Source organism: Actinomadura rifamycini DSM 43936, from assembly GCF_000425065.1.
Taxonomy (GTDB): Bacteria; Actinomycetota; Actinomycetes; order Streptosporangiales; family Streptosporangiaceae; genus Spirillospora; species Spirillospora rifamycini.
In genome coordinates this window covers 137,829-151,731 of record NZ_AULB01000011.1, presented here as the reverse complement: position 1 = coordinate 151,731, position 13,903 = coordinate 137,829, and the positions used below count along the sequence as shown (strand labels likewise).

The window sequence follows — 13,903 nt, the reverse complement described above, 5'->3', positions numbered from 1 at the left end:
GGGCCGGCCGCCGCGTCACGCGCGGGCGTAGCGTTCGGCCAGGCGGGCGCGGTGCCGCGCGGGCGTCCCGAACAGGGAGCGGTTGAGGGCCGCGCGCTTGAGGTACACGTGGACGCCGCTCTCCCACGTGTACCCCATGCCGCCGTGCAGCTGCATCGCCTTCCCCGCGACCTCGACCGCGGCCGCGCAGGCGTACGACTTCGCCATGGCGGCGGTGACGGCGGCGTCCGGCCCGCCGTCCGCCGCGACCGCCGCGGCCACCAGTTCGCGGGCCACCGACACCCGGACGAGCATGTCGGCGCACGCGTGCTTCACCGCCTGGAACGACCCGATCGGACGGCCGAACTGGCACCGGACGCCCGCGTGCGCGACGGTCGCGTCGAGCATCGCCTCGGCGAGCCCGAGGCTGTCGCAGGCGACGGCGACGGCGGCGCGGTCGCGCAGCCGCCGCGGCGCGTCCGGGACGCGGTAGCGGTGCACCGCCCCGGGCCGGACGGCGACGCCGTCGGCGGTCACGCGGCCGAGGCTGCGGGTGGCGTCGAGGACGGGGCGGTCCTCGATGCCCAGGTCGGCCGCGGCGACGTCGACGACGACGGCGCGGCCGTCCGGGTCCAGGGCCGGGACGAGGACGCGGTCCGCGGCGGCGGCGTCGAGGACGAACCCGGCCGAGCCGTCCAGCCGCGGCCCGCCGCCGCGCGGCCCGTCCGCGACCCGGAACGCCTCCGCGCCGGCGATGCCGTCGGCGTCCATCGCGACGACGGGGACGGCGGTGCCCGCGACGGTCTCGCGGAACAGCCCGTCGCGGGCCGGGCCCGGGCGCAGCAGGCCGAGCGCCCCGATCGCGAGCGCCGCCACCGACGGGTACGGGCCGGGCGCGGCGGCCCGGCCGATCTCCCGCAGGACGACCGCGGCCTCGGCGAACGTGCCGCCCGCGCCGCCGAACGCGGCGGGGACCTCCAGGCCGGTCCAGCCGGCGGCGGCGACGGCGCGCCAGTCCGCCCGCCTCGCGAGCAGCCCGGACGCGGACGCGCGCAGCTCGTCGTGGAACTCGGACAGGTCGGCGGTCATCGGCCCTCCCCCGGTTCGCGGGGCAGGCCGAGGCCGCGCTCGCCGATGATGGTGCGCTGGATCTCGCTGGTGCCACCCGGGATCGTCCACTCCCATGAGGCGATGAAGTCCAGCGGCCAGGCGCCCGACTCCCACCCGCTCGACAGGGGTTTGCGCAGGTCGGTGTGGCCGGTCAGCCCGGCTGCCTCGGCGCCGAGGTCGGTGATGCGCTGCAGCAGCTCGCTGTAGAGCAGTTTCACGATCGAGGCGTCCGCCGGGCCGTGGCCGCCGCTCGCGACCAGGTTCGCGCAGAGGGCGCGCAGCCCCGCCAGCTCGGTCTCCAGGGCGGCGAGCCGGTCCGCGGTCGGCGGGTCGTCGAGCGCGCCGGTCCGCCCGCACAGGCCGACGAGCCGGCGGAAGCCGCCCGCGAGGCGTTCGGCGAGTTCGAGCATGGTCATGCCGCGTTCGGCGCCGAGGGTCCGCTGCGCCACGCGCCAGCCCCCGTTCTCGGGCCCGATCCGGTTCGCGGCGGGGACGGCGACGTCGTCCAGGAAGATCTCGCAGAAGTGCGCCTCGCCGGTGGCCTGCCGGGTGGGGCGCACCTCGATGCCGGGCGTCCGCATGTCCATGAGGAAGTAGGAGATGCCGTGCCGCTTCGGCGCGTCCGGGTCGGTGCGGGCCAGCAGGAGGCACCAGTCGGCGTGCGCGGCGCCGCTCGCCCAGCACTTCTGCCCGTTGACGACGTAGGCGTCGCCCTCCCGGCGCGCGGACGTCCGCAGCGCGGCGAGGTCGGATCCGGCGTCGGGCTCGGAGAATCCCTGCGCCCAGATCTCGCCGTCGAGGATCGCGGGCAGGTGCCGGCGGCGCTGGGCGTCGGTGCCCGCCGCGAGCAGCGTGGCCGCCGCGTGGTGGATCGCGACGAACGCCAGGACGAGGCGGGGCGCGTCGTGGGCGGCGAGTTCCTCGTAGAGGACGGCCTGCTCGGCGACGGGCATCCCGCCGCCCCACGCGGCGGGCCAGTGCGGGACGGCGTACCCGGCCCGCCGCAGCTCCTGGAACCACTCCTTCTGGAAGGCGGCGAACTCCTCGTCGGGGACGCCGGTCTGGGCGCGCCGCCAGTCCTTCGGGACGTGCTCCCGGCACCAGTCGCGGACGCCCGCCCGGACGTCGTCGAGGCGGGCGGCCGTCACCGGTCGCCGCCCGGGAACAGGCCGGTCAGGCCCCGGCGCCCGATCCGGCGGGTCAGCCGGTCCGCGGTCGCGGACGGGCCGAGGGGCAGCCGCCGGATCGGGCGGCTGTAGCGCGACAGCCACGACAGCGGGGACTCGTCGCAGAAGCCGACGGCGCCGTGCAGCAGGTGCGCGGTGCGGAACACGGCGTCGGCCGCCTCCAGCGCCGCGAGCCGCAGCGCGAGGGCGTCGTCCAGCGCTTCCGGCAGGTCCGCCTGGACGCTCCACAGCGCGTACTTCGCGAGGGCTTCGACGCCGCTCCGCTCCACCTCAACATCGGTGAGCCGGAACCGGACGCCCTGCTGCTCGGCGAGCGGCCGCCCGAACTGCTCGCGGGCGAGGACGTGCGCGCGGGTGAGGCCGACCGCGCGGTCGAGCATCCCGAGGAGCGTCCAGCACGGCAGGACCAGGCCGAGCGCGACGTCGCCCGCGCCGTCCGCGTCGAGCGGGCGGACGTCGAGCCCGGTGACGAACGCGGACGCGCGGGGCCCGCCGGCCTGCGGGAAGGGGGCGGCAGTGCCGCGGCGCCCGTCCAGCGTCACCGCGGTCCAGCGCAGGCCGAGCCCGGCCGCGGGGGCTTTGGGGGCGGCGCCGGCGACGACCGCGAGCGCGTCGGTGTCCAGGTCGGCGGGGCGGGCGAGGCGTTCGGCGACCGGGTAGGGGACGGCCCAGTGCCCGGCGGCGCGGCACAGCGCCGCCGCGGCTTCGAGGTCGGCGGGGTCGCGGCGCGGTTCGAGGTCCCACGCGCCGAGGGCGTCCAGCACCGGCGCGACGCGGTCCGCCCGGCGGGCGGGTTCGCGCTCGGCGTCCCGGACGAGCGCGTCGCCGCCCGCGGCCCCGAACGCGCGGACCGCCTGCCGCCCGTACTCGGCGGCCTCCTCGCTCGGTTCGGTGTTCACGGCGCCGCCAGCAGTGCGCGGGCCAGCAGCATCCGCTGCACGTCGATGCTCCCGGAGGCGACGGTCGAGGCGTGCGCGTACGTCCGGTGGTCCTCGACGGCGCGGCGGAACCGCGCGGCCTCGGCGTCCGCGCCCGGGTCGCCGTCCGGGGCGGGTTCGGTGCACTCGGCGATCTCCGCGAGGACGTCGGCGCTGTCCTGGTCGAGCCGGGTCACGGCGATCCGGTAGGCCGCCGCGTCGGCGGGCGCGACCCGGCCCTCGTGCTGCACGGCGACGACGCGGTAGGCGAGCAGGCGGGCGCGGCGGCAGTGCGCCAGCATCCGCGCCCACCGCACCCGCAGCTCGGCGGGCAGCTCGTCCCAGGCGTCGCCGAGGACGCGCGGCGCGGCCTGCAGCAGCCGCTCGCAGCGCGCGTAGCGGGCGATGCCGACCCGTTCGAACGACAGGACCTCCTGGACGACCGCCCAGCCCTCGCCGGCTTCGCCGAGCACGGCGCCGGGGCCGACCCGCACGTCGTCGAGGAACACCTCGTTGAGGTGGTGCGGGCCCAGCAGGGCGCCGATCGGACGGACCTCGACGCCGGGGGCGCCCATCGGCACGAGGAAGATCGTCAGCCCCTGCTGCCGCCGTTCGCGGCGGGCGGTGCGGGCGAGCAGGAAGCACCACTGCGCCATGGTCGCGTAGGAGGTCCAGACCTTCTGGCCGGAGATCACCCAGTCGTCGCCGTCGCGCCGGGCGGCGGTGCGCAGCGCCGCCAGGTCGGACCCGGCGTCGGGCTCGCTGAAGCCCTGGCACCAGACGACCTCGCCGCGGGCGATCGGCGGCAGGTGGGCGCGGCGCTGCGCCGCGGTGCCGTGCCGCATGATCGTCGGCCCGACCCAGTTGACGCCCATGTACTGGGCGCCGCGCGGTTCGTGGTGGGCCCACATCTCCTCGCGGACGACCGTCTGCTCCCAGTGGGAGGCGTCCCGCCCGCCGTACTCGGCGGGCCAGGCCGGGCAGAGCAGGCCGCGCTCGGCGAGCAGGCGGCAGAACTTCTGGGCGGTCTCGAGGTCCGCGGGGTCGTCGGTGAAGGCTCCGAGGTAGCCGGGCGGGACGTGCCGCGCCACCAGCCCGCGCAGCTCGTCGCGGAGCGCGGCGGCGGCCGGCCCCATCGTGAAGTCCATGCCCGTACGGTAAGTTAACCTTATAAGGATTGCAATACTCGCAATCCAGTGCCGGACACTATACTCGCGGCATGCATTGGGATCCCGAGGAGCGGACTGCGTGACGCCCATCCGACAGACCCGCGTCCCGCAGCGCCGCATCGCCGAGACCGTCGCCGACGAACTGCGCGGCCGGATCCTCGCCGGGGACGACTCGTACCGGCTGCCCACCCAGGACCATCTCGTCCAGGAGTTCGGCGTCAGCTACCCCTCCGTCCGCGAGGCGCTGCGCATCCTCGAGACCGAGGGGCTGGTGACCGTCCGGCGCGGCAACGTCGGCGGCGCCGAGGTGCACCGCCCGGACGGCGCGTCCGCCGCGTACCATCTCGGCCTCGTCCTCCAGGGCGGGCGGGTCACGCTGCGCGACCTCGCCGAGGGGCTGCAGACGCTGGAGCCGATGTGCGCCGCCGAGTGCGCCCGCCGCCCCGACCGCGGGGAGGCGGTCGTCCCCGCGCTGACCGCCAACATCGACGCCTCCCGCGCGCTGGTCGGCGACGGCCTCGCCTTCACCCGCACGGCCCGGGAGTTCCACGACCTGCTGGTGTCGTTCACGCCGAACGCGACGGTCCGGTACATCGTCAGCAGCCTCGTCGCGCTGTGGTCGGCGCAGGAGGTGACGTGGGCCGAGGCGCTGACCCGCCGCGGCGAGTACCCGTCCCGCGAGGAGGCGGAGAGCGTCGTCGGCGTCCACGGCCGCATCCGCGACGAGATCGCCGCCGGGCGCCACCGGGAGGCCGGGCGGCTCGCCCGCGCGCACGTGGCCGCGACGCAGGAGCTGCTCCTGGACCGGTTCGACGACGACGTCGTCAACGCGTCGTCGGCGCAGGCCCGCCAGGCGATGCAGGCCAGCCGCGGCACCCGCGTCTAGCGCGCGGTCCAGCCCCCGTCGACGACGATCGTCTGCCCCGTGACGTAGCTCCCGGCGTCCCCGGCGAGCCAGACGACGGCGCCGACGACGTCGTCCGGGGCGCCCTCCTTCGGCAGCGGCGTGTTCCGGCGCAGGTACTCCGCGCCGCGCTCGCTGCCGTAGAGCGGGCCGGTGATCTCGCTGCGGAAGAACCCGGGCGCGACCGTGTTCACCCGGATCGAGTGCCGCGCCCACTGCACCGCCAGCTCCGCCGTCAGCCCCGACAGCCCCGCCTTGCTCGCCGCGTAGGACGCCTGGGGGATGCCGGGCACGCCGACCCGGCCGCTGATGGACGAGACGTTGACGATCGTCCCGCGGCCCGCGTCCCGCATGTGCGGGAAGCACGCCTGCGCGAGCGCCATCGGCGCGACGAGGTTGAGGTCCAGGGTGCGGCGGACGGCGTCGAGCGGCTCGGCCTCGGCGCGCTCCTCGGTGAACATGCTCCCGGCCGCGTTGACGAGGATCTCCGGCGGCCCGAGCCCTTCGGCCGCCGCCGCGACGACGGACCCGGCGCGCGACGGGTCGGACAGGTCGCAGGCGACGGCGAGCCCGCCGGTCCGCGCGGCGAGCGCGTCGAGCCGGTCGCGGCGGCGGGCGACCGCGGCGACCCGGGCGCCGAGCGCGGCGAGCGCCTCGGCCACCGCCGCGCCCAGCCCGGACGACGCCCCGGTCACGATCGCGACGCGGCCGTCGAGCCCGAACATCCGCGCGGCGGCCCCGCCGGGCCCGCTCACCGGCCCGTCCACGTGTGCGCTCCCGCCTCGCGGTGCCGTTCGACCAGGTCGGGCAGCCCGGCACGCTGCACCTTGCCCATCGCGTTCACCGGCAGGGTCTCGACCCGGACCCAGATCTCGGGCACCTTGTACGGCGCGAGTTCGGCGCGGCAGGCGCCGGCGAGCGCCGCGACGTCGGGCGGGGGGCCGGTGCCCTCCAGGACGGCGGCCACCCGCTGCCCGAGGCGGTCGTCGGGCACCCCGCACACCGCGACCCGGCCGACGTCCGGGTGCGCGCCGAGCACCCGCTCCACTTCGAGCGGGTAGACGTTCGCGCCGCCCCGGACGATGACGAGCTTCTTGCGGTCGAGGACCGTCACCCAGCCGTCGGCGTCGACCGTCCCGATGTCGCCGGTCGGGACGGGGCCGGGGGCGGGCGGGGGGTGGGCCGGGGGGGGGGGGGCCGGGGGCGGGCGGGCGGACGCCGCCGTCCGCCCAGTGCCCGAGCATCGGCCGCCACGCGCCCGCCCACGGGCCGCCGGTGACCGGGCTCAGCCTCAGCTCGCCGAGCCCGCCCGGCGGCAGCCGCCCGCCGTCGTCGCCGTACGCGGCGACGTCGAGGTACGGGAGCGTCCGGCCGCTGGCGCGGGGGCGCCACTCCTCCCCCGGCGGGTCGATCGAGACGACGGTCGGCGCTTCGGTCAGCCCGTAGGTGGCGCGCGGGACGATCCCGTGCGTCGCGGCGAACGCGCGCCGCACCGCGTCGGGGGTGTCGCCGCCGCCGCTCCACACTTCGCGCAGCGCGGAGAGGTCGAGGTCGGGGCGCCGGGCGAGGTCGTAGAGCTGCGCGGGGGCGGCGTTCCACACCGTGACGCGGTGCCCGGCGATCCAGGCGGCGATGCCGTCGGCGTCGCGCCGGTCCATCACGACCGAGCAGCCGCCCGCCTGCGCGGTGAGCAGCGTCGACAGCACCATGAGGTTGAGGATCGTCAGCGGGAAGCTGTCGCCCTTGCGCAGCTCGGGGCCCCACCCGCGGGTCTCGACGAGGGCCCGGCCGGGCAGCAGCAGGGTGCGGTGGCTGTGCACGACCGCCTTCGGGCGGCCGGACGTCCCGCTGGTGAACGCGATGCCCGCGGGCGCGTCGGCGTCCGCCTCGGCCGGGGGCGCCTCCGCGCCGCGCTCCAGGAGGTCGGCCCAGCGGTCGGGGTCGACGCGGGTCGGCGCGGTGAGGGCGCAGCGCGGACCGGCCAGCACGACGGCGGGGTCGCAGAGGTCGTGCAGGTCGCGCTGCTCGGCTTCGGCGAGGGCCTCCCCGATGCCCGCCCAGATCGCGCCGATCCGCTGCGCGCCGTGGAAGGCGGCGACGATGTCGAGGTCGTTGGGCAGGCAGGCCGCGACCCGGTCGCCCGGCCGCACCCCGAGGGACCGCAGCGCGCCCGCGGCGCGGCGCGCCCGGTCGTCCAGGTCGGCGTAGGTCCAGGCGCCGGAGGCGGCCTCGACGGCGGTGGCGTGCGGACGCTCCGCGAGTGCGGCGTCCAGGACCCGAGCGATCGTCCGGCTGCTGCTCACCCGATGTTGATATCACTATCCTTACAAGTATTCTACCTTTAGCCCGGATCGGGACCGTTCCGGCCGAGACCGCCGCGGAGGCTCGCAGGATGAAGCACACAGGCCCGCTGTCCGGGGTGCGCGTCGTCGACCTGACGTCGATGGTCATGGGCCCCTACTGCACGCAGCTCATGGCCGACATGGGCGCGGACGTCGTCAAGGTCGAGCCGCCCGCGGGGGACGACACCCGCTACATCTCGGTCGGGCCCGAGCCCGGCATGTCGGGCGTCTTCGTCAACGTGAACCGCGGCAAGCGCGGCGTCGTCCTCGACCTGCGCACCCCCGAGGGCGCCGACGCGCTGCGCCGCCTCGTCCGGACGAGCGACGTGTTCGTCCACTCGATGCGCGGGCGGGCCATCGCCGCGCTCGGGTTCGGGTACGCGGACGTCGCGGCCCTCAACCCGTCCATCGTCTACACCAACTGCTACGGCTACGGGCGGAGCGGCCCGGACGCGGGCCTGCCCGCCTACGACGACACCATCCAGGCGGAGTGCGGCCTGCCATCGGCGCAGGAGGCGCTGGCGGGCGAGCCCGGGTACGCGGCCACGATCCTGGCCGACAAGGTGGCCGGGATGACCGCGCTCTACGCGACCATGGCGGCGCTGTTCCACCGGGAGCGGACGGGCGAGGGCCAGGAGGTCGAGGTCGCCATGTTCGAGACCATGGCGGCGTTCATGCTGGTGGAGCACGCCAACGGCGCGATGTTCGACCCTCCGCTCGGCCCCGCCGGGTACCCGCGGGCGCTGGCGCCGAACCGCAGGCCGTACCGCACGAAGGACGGGCACGTGTCCGCGCTCGTCTACAACGACAAGCAGTGGGCGGCGTTCGTCGGGGCGGTGCGCCCGGCGTGGGCGGACGAACGGTTCGCCACCCTCGAACGGCGCGCGGAGCAGATCGACACCGTCTACGCGCTGCTGGAGAAGACGTTCCGCGAGCGGACGACGGGCGAATGGCTCGGACTGCTGCGGTCGCTCGACATCCCGGCCGCGCCCGTCCGCACCCTCGACGAGCTCTTCGACAACCCGCACCTGAACGCGGCCGGGTTCTTCGAAACGGTCGAGACGCCGAACGGGCCGGTTCGCTTCCCCGGCGCCCCGGCCCGGTTCTCCCGGACGCCCGGCCGGGTCGCCGGGCCCGCGCCCCGGCTCGGCGCCCACACCGCGGAGGTCCTGGACGGACTCGGCCCCGGCCCCGCCTGACCGCCCCGCCCCCACCGACCAGGGAGACGCATGGACTTCACGCTCACCGACGACCAGCGCCGCATCCGCGAGGCCGTGCTGGAGCACTGCGCGCGGTTCCCCGACGAGTACTGGCTCCGCCGCGACCGCGAGGGCGTGTTCCCGCACGACTTCCACGCGTCGATGGCGGAGTCCGGCTGGCTGGGCGTCGCGATGCCGGAGGACGTCGGCGGCGCCGGGCTCGGCATCGCCGAGGCGGCCGTCATGATGCAGGCGGTCGCCGAGTCCGGCGGCGGCATGGCGGCCGCGTCGAGCGTCCACGGCCCGGTGTTCAGCATGCAGCCGGTGAACCTGTTCGGCACCGGGGAGCAGCGGCGGCGGATGATCCCGCCGGTGCTCGCCGGGGACCACCGCATCTGCTTCGCGGTGACCGAGCCCGACGCCGGGCTCGACACGACCCGGCTGCGGACCCGCGCGGAGCGCCGCGACGGCGGCTACCTGGTCAACGGCGAGAAGATCTGGATCTCCGTCGCGCAGGTCGCGGACAAGATGATGCTGCTCGCCCGCACCACACCGCTCGACCGGGTGGAGCGCAGGACGGACGGGCTGTCGCTGTTCTTCACCGACCTCGACCGGTCGAAGACCGAGGTCCGCAAGATCGACAAGATGGGGCGGCACGCCGTCGACTCCAACATGCTGTTCCTCACCGACCTGTGGGTCCCGGAGGAGGACCGCATCGGGGCGGAGGGCGACGGCTTCGAGCTCATCCTGCACGGCCTCAACCCGGAGCGGATCCTGCTCGCCGCCGAGGCCGTCGGGCTCGGCCGCGCGGCGGTCCACCGCGCCGCACGCTACGCGAACGAGCGCGTCGTCTTCGACCGTCCGATCGGGATGAACCAGGGCATCGCGCACCCGCTCGCGAAGTGCTGGGCGCAGCTGGAGGCCGCGAACCTGATGGTGATGAAGGCCGCCGCGATGTTCGACAAGGGCCTGGACTGCGGCGTGGAGGCGAACGCCGGCAAGTACCTGGCCGCCGAGGCCGGCTTCGAGGCGTGCCACACCGCGATGCTGACGCTCGGCGGCATGGGCTACGCGCAGGAGTACCACGTCGAGCGCTACCTGCGGGAGATCCTCATCCCGCGCACCGCGCCGGTCAGCCCCCACATGATCCTGAACTTCCTGTCGGAGAAGGTCCTCGGCCTGCCCAGGTCGTACTGAGGAGACGTCGTACTAGGAGACGGAGCACGCATGTTCGGCGCACGTTCCTGGCTGTTCGCCCCGGGCGACAGCGAGCGGAAGATGGAGAAGGCCGCCGCGGGCGCGGCGGACGTCGTCCTGCTCGACCTGGAGGACGCCGTGGCCGAGGAGGCGAAACCCGCGGCCCGCGCGGCGGTCGCGGCCTTCCTCGCGGCCCGCCCCGAGGACGAGCGGGGGCGGCTGTGGGTGCGGATCAACCCGCTCGACGGCCCGCACGCCCTCGCCGACCTCGCGGCGGTCGTCCCGTCCCGGCCGGGCGGCGTCATGCTGCCCAAGGCGCGGGGACGCGCGGACGCGGAGACCCTCGACCACTACCTGTCCGCGCTGGAGACGGCCGCCGGGACCGAGCGCGGGACGACCCGCGTCATCGCCCTCGTGACCGAGACCGCCGAGGGCATGTTCACCACCGGCACCTACCAGGGCGCGCCGCGGCTCGCGGCCATGACGTGGGGCGCCGAGGACCTCGCCGACGCCGTGGGCGCAAGCGGGAACCGCGCCCCCGACGGCGCGTACACGTTCACCTACGAGCTGGCGCGCAGCCTGTGCCTGCTCGGCGCGGCCGCCGCCGGGGTCGCGCCGATCGAGACCATCCAGGGCGACTTCCGCGACCTGGACGGGCTGCGGGCGCGGGCCGCGCGGGTCCGCCGGGACGGCTTCCGCGGCATGCTCGCCATCCACCCCGACCAGGTCCCGGTGATCAACGAGGCGTTCACCCCGACGGAGGACGAACTCGCGGAGGCCCGCGAGATCGTCGGACTGTTCGAGGCCGCCCCCGGCGCGGGCGTCGTCGCGCACCGGGGCGCGATGCTCGACCGCCCGCACCTGGCCCGCGCGCGGGCGCTGCTGGCCGCCGGGGAACGGACGTGAGGACGGTCGGGGACGTCCGCGACCTCGACCTCGCGGCGGTCCTGCGGCCCGGCGACCGCATCGTCGCCGGGCAGGCGTGCGGCGAGCCGACGTCGCTGATCGCGGCGCTCATCGAGCAGGGCCGCGGCATCGGCGGCCTGTCGCTCTTCATCGCGACGAGCTTCTCCGGGCTGCTCACGCCGGACGCGGCGGAGTCGTTCGCGGTGTCCAGCATGGGCGCGATCGGCGCGCTGCGCTCGCTCAGCAAGGCGCACCGGCTGACGGTCGTCCCGTGCCACGTCAGCCAGGTCGGCCCGCTGATCGAGGCGGGCGCCATCGGGTGCGACGCCGCGTTCGTCCAGGTCAGCCCGCCCGACGGGGACGGGAACCACAGCTTCGGGCTCATCACCGACCACGTGCGGGCCGCGGTCGCGAAAGCCCGTGTCGTCGTCGCCGAGGTGAACGACCGGGTCCCCTTCACGCGCGGCGAACTCCTCCACGCGTCCGAGATCGACGTCGCCGTGCACGTGTCGCGCCCGCCGGTCGAGGTGCCGCCCGCGCGGATCACCGCGACCGACGGGGCCATCGCGGCACACGCCGCCGCCTACATCGGGGACGGCGCGGTCGTGCAGACCGGCGTCGGCGCCGTCCCCGACGCGCTGCTGCGGCTGCTGCGCGACCGCCGCGACCTCGGCGTGCACTCCGGGATGCTCGGCGACGGCCTCGTCGAGCTGATCGAGGCGGGCGCCGTCACCAACGCGCGCAAGCCGATCGACCGGGGCGTCTCGGTCACGGGCGCGCTCATCGGCACCGCCCGGCTCTACGCGTTCGCGCACGACAACCCGCTGATCCGCATGACCCCCGCGTCGTACACGCACGACGCGGGGGTCCTCGCGCGCCTGGACGGCCTCGTCACGATCAACTCGGCGATGGAGGTCGACCTGACCGGCCAGGTGAACGCGGAGCAGAGCGGCGCGTCCTACGTCGGCGGCACCGGCGGCCAGGTCGACTTCGTCCGCGCCGGGGCGCGCTCGCGGGGCGGGCGCGCCGTCACCGCGCTGCCCGCCACCGCCCGGGGCGGCACGGTCAGCCGGATCACCGCCGCCCTGTCCGGCCCGGTCACCACGGCGCGCAGCGACGTGGACGTCGTCGTCACCGAGTTCGGCGCCGCCGAACTCAAAGGCCGCGGCCTCGCCGAACGCGCCCGCCGCCTGGTCGCCATCGCCCACCCCGACTTCCGGGAGGACCTGGACCGCGCGGCGCACGCCATCCGGAAACGAGGGTTCTGAGGGGCGGCCGGGGCGACGTCACGCGGGGGCGCCGAGCGGCGGGTGCTCCAGCACTCGCGGCTTGTACTCGACCAGCTGGATGCCGCCGTCGAAGGTGCGGTGCCCGATCATCTCGAGGGCGACGTCCGGATAGCCGTCGTAGATGCGTTCCGCGCCCGTGGCCCCGGTGATCACCGGGAACATCACGACCCGGAAGCGGTCGACGAGCCCGGCCCGGAGCAGGGACCGGCACAGGCTCAGGCTGCCGATCGTGCTGAGCGGCCCGGAGCCGCTCGACTTCATGGCGCGGACGGCCTCGACGGCGTCTTCCCGGACGAGCGTGCAGTTGGCCCACGCCAGCGGCTCGTCGAGCGAGGAGGAGAACACCACCTTGGACGCCCGCGTGAGCTCGTCGACGGACTGCTCTTCCTCGGGCCGGAACTCGTCCTGCCCGGCCGGGACCTCCCCGGCGGCGAAGCCCGACATGAGACGGTAGGTGTTCGCTCCCATCAGGTACGTGACCTCGGGCTGCTCGCCGAGCCACGCGAGGTACTCCGGCCCCTCCAGGCCCCAGAATCCGGGCCACCCCTCTCCCGACGCGTAGCCGTCGAGGGAGGTGATGAAGTCGACGAGAAGCTCTGACATGGCGGTGTCCTTTCCTCGGCTGTCACGGGGTCGACCGGCCGGGAGCCGCGAACTCATCGGACGCGGCGCCCGCAACGACGGTCCCTACCCGCGCGATCCCTGATTCGGCTCCCGGTAGCGCTCGTACTCGCGGGCGAGCAGCCCGGACGGCATCGCGGGCCACCGGCTCAGCGCGCCCGTGTCGCGGTCCACGACCAGCACGGGGCTAAGGTCGTCGGCCGCGACCTCGGCGGGCCGCACGATGAAGCCGTCCCGGAACTCCTCGACCGACAGCGGCACCGGCCGCCCGCCGAGGCAGGCGTCCGCCCGCCGCCACGCCTCCGCCCGGTCGACGGGCGCCGGACGGACCGCGTACGCGGCGAGGACGTCCGCGACCCCGTGCAGCGTCCAGCACTCGGCCGTCCCGCACCCCCGGCAGATCGGCGCGCCGTCCGGACCGCCGCCGGGCCGGTGCGCCGACAGGACGCACGTCAGCGCGGCCGTGCACGCCAGCGTGAGCCGCCGCGCCTCCAGGACGAACGCCCGGGTGTGCGGGTCGAGGCCGGCCCCGGCCGCGAACCTCTCGACGGCCCGGTCGTCCGCGCGCATCGCGGCCGCCATCGCGGAGCGGACCCGCCGATGGACCTGGTCGTGGGTCCACGCCACCGGGCCCCTCACGCCGACCACTCCCCCGCGAACACCGCCGACACCGTGCGGCCACGGTCGTCGCCGCACCAGGTCCAGCTCGCGGCGAGGAGGGCGATGGTGTGCAGGCCGCGCCCGGACTCGTCCAGGTCGCCGGCGGTCCGGCACACCGGCTCGCCCGGCCCGCCCTGGTCGGTGACGGCGACGCGGACGCCGTCCCGCCCGTGCGCCAGCTCGACGGCGAACCGGCCGCCGCACTGCCCGGACCGGGTGTGCCGGAGCGCGTTCACGACGAGTTCGTCGGCGGCGAGCAGGACGTCGTCCAGGTACGGGCAGTCGGCCAGCAGGCAGCCGACGAACCGCCGGACCGCGCGGGCCTGCTCGGGACCGCCGGGGAACGAGCGCCGCCAGCGCAGCGGCGCGGGCCCGGCTTCGAGAGACGGCGACGGAGACATGATCGATCACCTCGGTTCACGG

General features: G+C 75.9%; 14 protein-coding genes and 1 pseudogene. 5 read left to right on the top strand and 10 right to left on the bottom strand.

Annotation, left to right across the window (positions count from 1 at the left end):
- Nucleotides 1-15: 15 nt before the first annotated feature.
- From H505_RS0111040 to H505_RS0111025, 4 genes are read right to left on the bottom strand one after another with little or no spacing between them, the layout of a single operon-like run.
- Nucleotides 16-1,068 carry an acyl-CoA dehydrogenase family protein gene (locus tag H505_RS0111040; protein WP_026402032.1) on the bottom strand — a complete coding sequence of 351 codons (1,053 nt, stop codon included), beginning with the start codon at nt 1,066-1,068 and terminating at the stop codon, nt 16-18.
- Nucleotides 1,065-2,237 carry an acyl-CoA dehydrogenase family protein gene (locus H505_RS0111035; RefSeq protein WP_026402031.1) on the bottom strand — a complete coding sequence of 391 codons (1,173 nt, stop codon included), beginning with the start codon at nt 2,235-2,237 and terminating at the stop codon, nt 1,065-1,067. Before H505_RS0111035 ends, H505_RS0111040 begins: the two co-directional genes overlap by 4 nt.
- Nucleotides 2,234-3,175 carry an acyl-CoA dehydrogenase family protein gene (locus H505_RS0111030; protein WP_026402030.1) on the bottom strand — a complete coding sequence of 314 codons (942 nt, stop codon included), beginning with the start codon at nt 3,173-3,175 and terminating at the stop codon, nt 2,234-2,236. Before H505_RS0111030 ends, H505_RS0111035 begins: the two co-directional genes overlap by 4 nt.
- On the bottom strand, nt 3,172-4,341 hold the full coding sequence (locus tag H505_RS0111025; protein WP_034517536.1) for an acyl-CoA dehydrogenase family protein: 1,170 nt from the start codon (nt 4,339-4,341) through the stop codon (nt 3,172-3,174). Before H505_RS0111025 ends, H505_RS0111030 begins: the two co-directional genes overlap by 4 nt.
- Before the next feature lie 100 nt (nt 4,342-4,441).
- Between H505_RS0111025 and H505_RS0111020 the strand changes: the two genes are divergently transcribed.
- Nucleotides 4,442-5,248, top strand: a complete 807-nt coding sequence (locus tag H505_RS0111020; protein WP_026402028.1) for a FadR/GntR family transcriptional regulator — start codon at nt 4,442-4,444, stop codon at nt 5,246-5,248.
- Here the strand turns inward: H505_RS0111020 and H505_RS52690 are convergent.
- The 3 genes and pseudogenes from H505_RS52690 to H505_RS52680 form a co-directional block, all read right to left on the bottom strand.
- The gene (locus H505_RS52690; RefSeq protein ID WP_051300560.1) at nt 5,245-5,991 is read right to left on the bottom strand and encodes an SDR family NAD(P)-dependent oxidoreductase; all 747 of its coding nucleotides are present in this window, start codon (nt 5,989-5,991) and stop codon (nt 5,245-5,247) included. The genes H505_RS0111020 and H505_RS52690 overlap by 4 nt on opposite strands.
- Before the next feature lie 26 nt (nt 5,992-6,017).
- The gene (locus tag H505_RS52685) at nt 6,018-6,260 is read right to left on the bottom strand and encodes a hypothetical protein (RefSeq protein ID WP_425248248.1); all 243 of its coding nucleotides are present in this window, start codon (nt 6,258-6,260) and stop codon (nt 6,018-6,020) included.
- A 307-nt stretch (nt 6,261-6,567) separates the two neighbouring features.
- A pseudogene (locus H505_RS52680) lies at nt 6,568-7,569 on the bottom strand (class I adenylate-forming enzyme family protein); the annotation flags it as partial.
- A gap of 89 nt (nt 7,570-7,658) precedes the next feature.
- Between H505_RS52680 and H505_RS0111000 the strand changes: the two are divergent.
- From H505_RS0111000 to H505_RS0110985, 4 genes are read left to right on the top strand one after another with little or no spacing between them, the layout of a single operon-like run.
- Nucleotides 7,659-8,807 carry a CaiB/BaiF CoA transferase family protein gene (locus H505_RS0111000; protein ID WP_026402024.1) on the top strand — a complete coding sequence of 383 codons (1,149 nt, stop codon included), beginning with the start codon at nt 7,659-7,661 and terminating at the stop codon, nt 8,805-8,807.
- A 30-nt stretch (nt 8,808-8,837) separates the two neighbouring features.
- On the top strand, nt 8,838-10,004 hold the full coding sequence (locus tag H505_RS0110995) for an acyl-CoA dehydrogenase family protein (RefSeq protein ID WP_026402023.1): 1,167 nt from the start codon (nt 8,838-8,840) through the stop codon (nt 10,002-10,004).
- A 30-nt stretch (nt 10,005-10,034) separates the two neighbouring features.
- Nucleotides 10,035-10,910, top strand: a complete 876-nt coding sequence (locus H505_RS0110990; protein ID WP_026402022.1) for an HpcH/HpaI aldolase/citrate lyase family protein — start codon at nt 10,035-10,037, stop codon at nt 10,908-10,910.
- Nucleotides 10,907-12,178, top strand: coding sequence for an acetyl-CoA hydrolase/transferase family protein (locus H505_RS0110985; RefSeq protein WP_026402021.1), 1,272 nt, complete (start codon nt 10,907-10,909; stop codon nt 12,176-12,178). The genes H505_RS0110990 and H505_RS0110985 overlap by 4 nt, the downstream gene beginning before the upstream one ends.
- 18 nt (nt 12,179-12,196) lie before the next feature.
- Here H505_RS0110985 and H505_RS0110980 read toward each other — a convergent pair whose 3' ends face one another.
- The 3 genes from H505_RS0110980 to H505_RS47495 form a co-directional block, all read right to left on the bottom strand.
- On the bottom strand, nt 12,197-12,802 hold the full coding sequence (locus tag H505_RS0110980) for a dihydrofolate reductase family protein (protein ID WP_026402020.1): 606 nt from the start codon (nt 12,800-12,802) through the stop codon (nt 12,197-12,199).
- Nucleotides 12,803-12,886: 84 nt separating this feature from the next.
- Nucleotides 12,887-13,459 carry a hypothetical protein gene (locus H505_RS0110975; RefSeq protein ID WP_157432962.1) on the bottom strand — a complete coding sequence of 191 codons (573 nt, stop codon included), beginning with the start codon at nt 13,457-13,459 and terminating at the stop codon, nt 12,887-12,889.
- Entirely contained in the window at nt 13,456-13,881 is a 426-nt protein-coding gene (locus H505_RS47495; protein ID WP_051300532.1) for an ATP-binding protein, read from the bottom strand. The genes H505_RS0110975 and H505_RS47495 overlap by 4 nt, the downstream gene beginning before the upstream one ends.
- Nucleotides 13,882-13,903: the final 22 nt, after the last annotated feature.

Coding starts and splice junctions, on each gene's coding strand:
- H505_RS52690 (WP_051300560.1), bottom strand. CDS start 5,991: ATGTTCGGGCTCGACGGCCGCGTCGCGATCGTGACCGGGGCGTCGTCC.
- H505_RS0110980 (WP_026402020.1), bottom strand. CDS start 12,802: ATGTCAGAGCTTCTCGTCGACTTCATCACCTCCCTCGACGGCTACGCG.
- H505_RS0110995 (WP_026402023.1), top strand. CDS start 8,838: ATGGACTTCACGCTCACCGACGACCAGCGCCGCATCCGCGAGGCCGTG.
- H505_RS0111040 (WP_026402032.1), bottom strand. CDS start 1,068: ATGACCGCCGACCTGTCCGAGTTCCACGACGAGCTGCGCGCGTCCGCG.
- H505_RS0110990 (WP_026402022.1), top strand. CDS start 10,035: ATGTTCGGCGCACGTTCCTGGCTGTTCGCCCCGGGCGACAGCGAGCGG.
- H505_RS0111025 (WP_034517536.1), bottom strand. CDS start 4,341: ATGGACTTCACGATGGGGCCGGCCGCCGCCGCGCTCCGCGACGAGCTG.
- H505_RS0111000 (WP_026402024.1), top strand. CDS start 7,659: ATGAAGCACACAGGCCCGCTGTCCGGGGTGCGCGTCGTCGACCTGACG.
- H505_RS47495 (WP_051300532.1), bottom strand. CDS start 13,881: ATGTCTCCGTCGCCGTCTCTCGAAGCCGGGCCCGCGCCGCTGCGCTGG.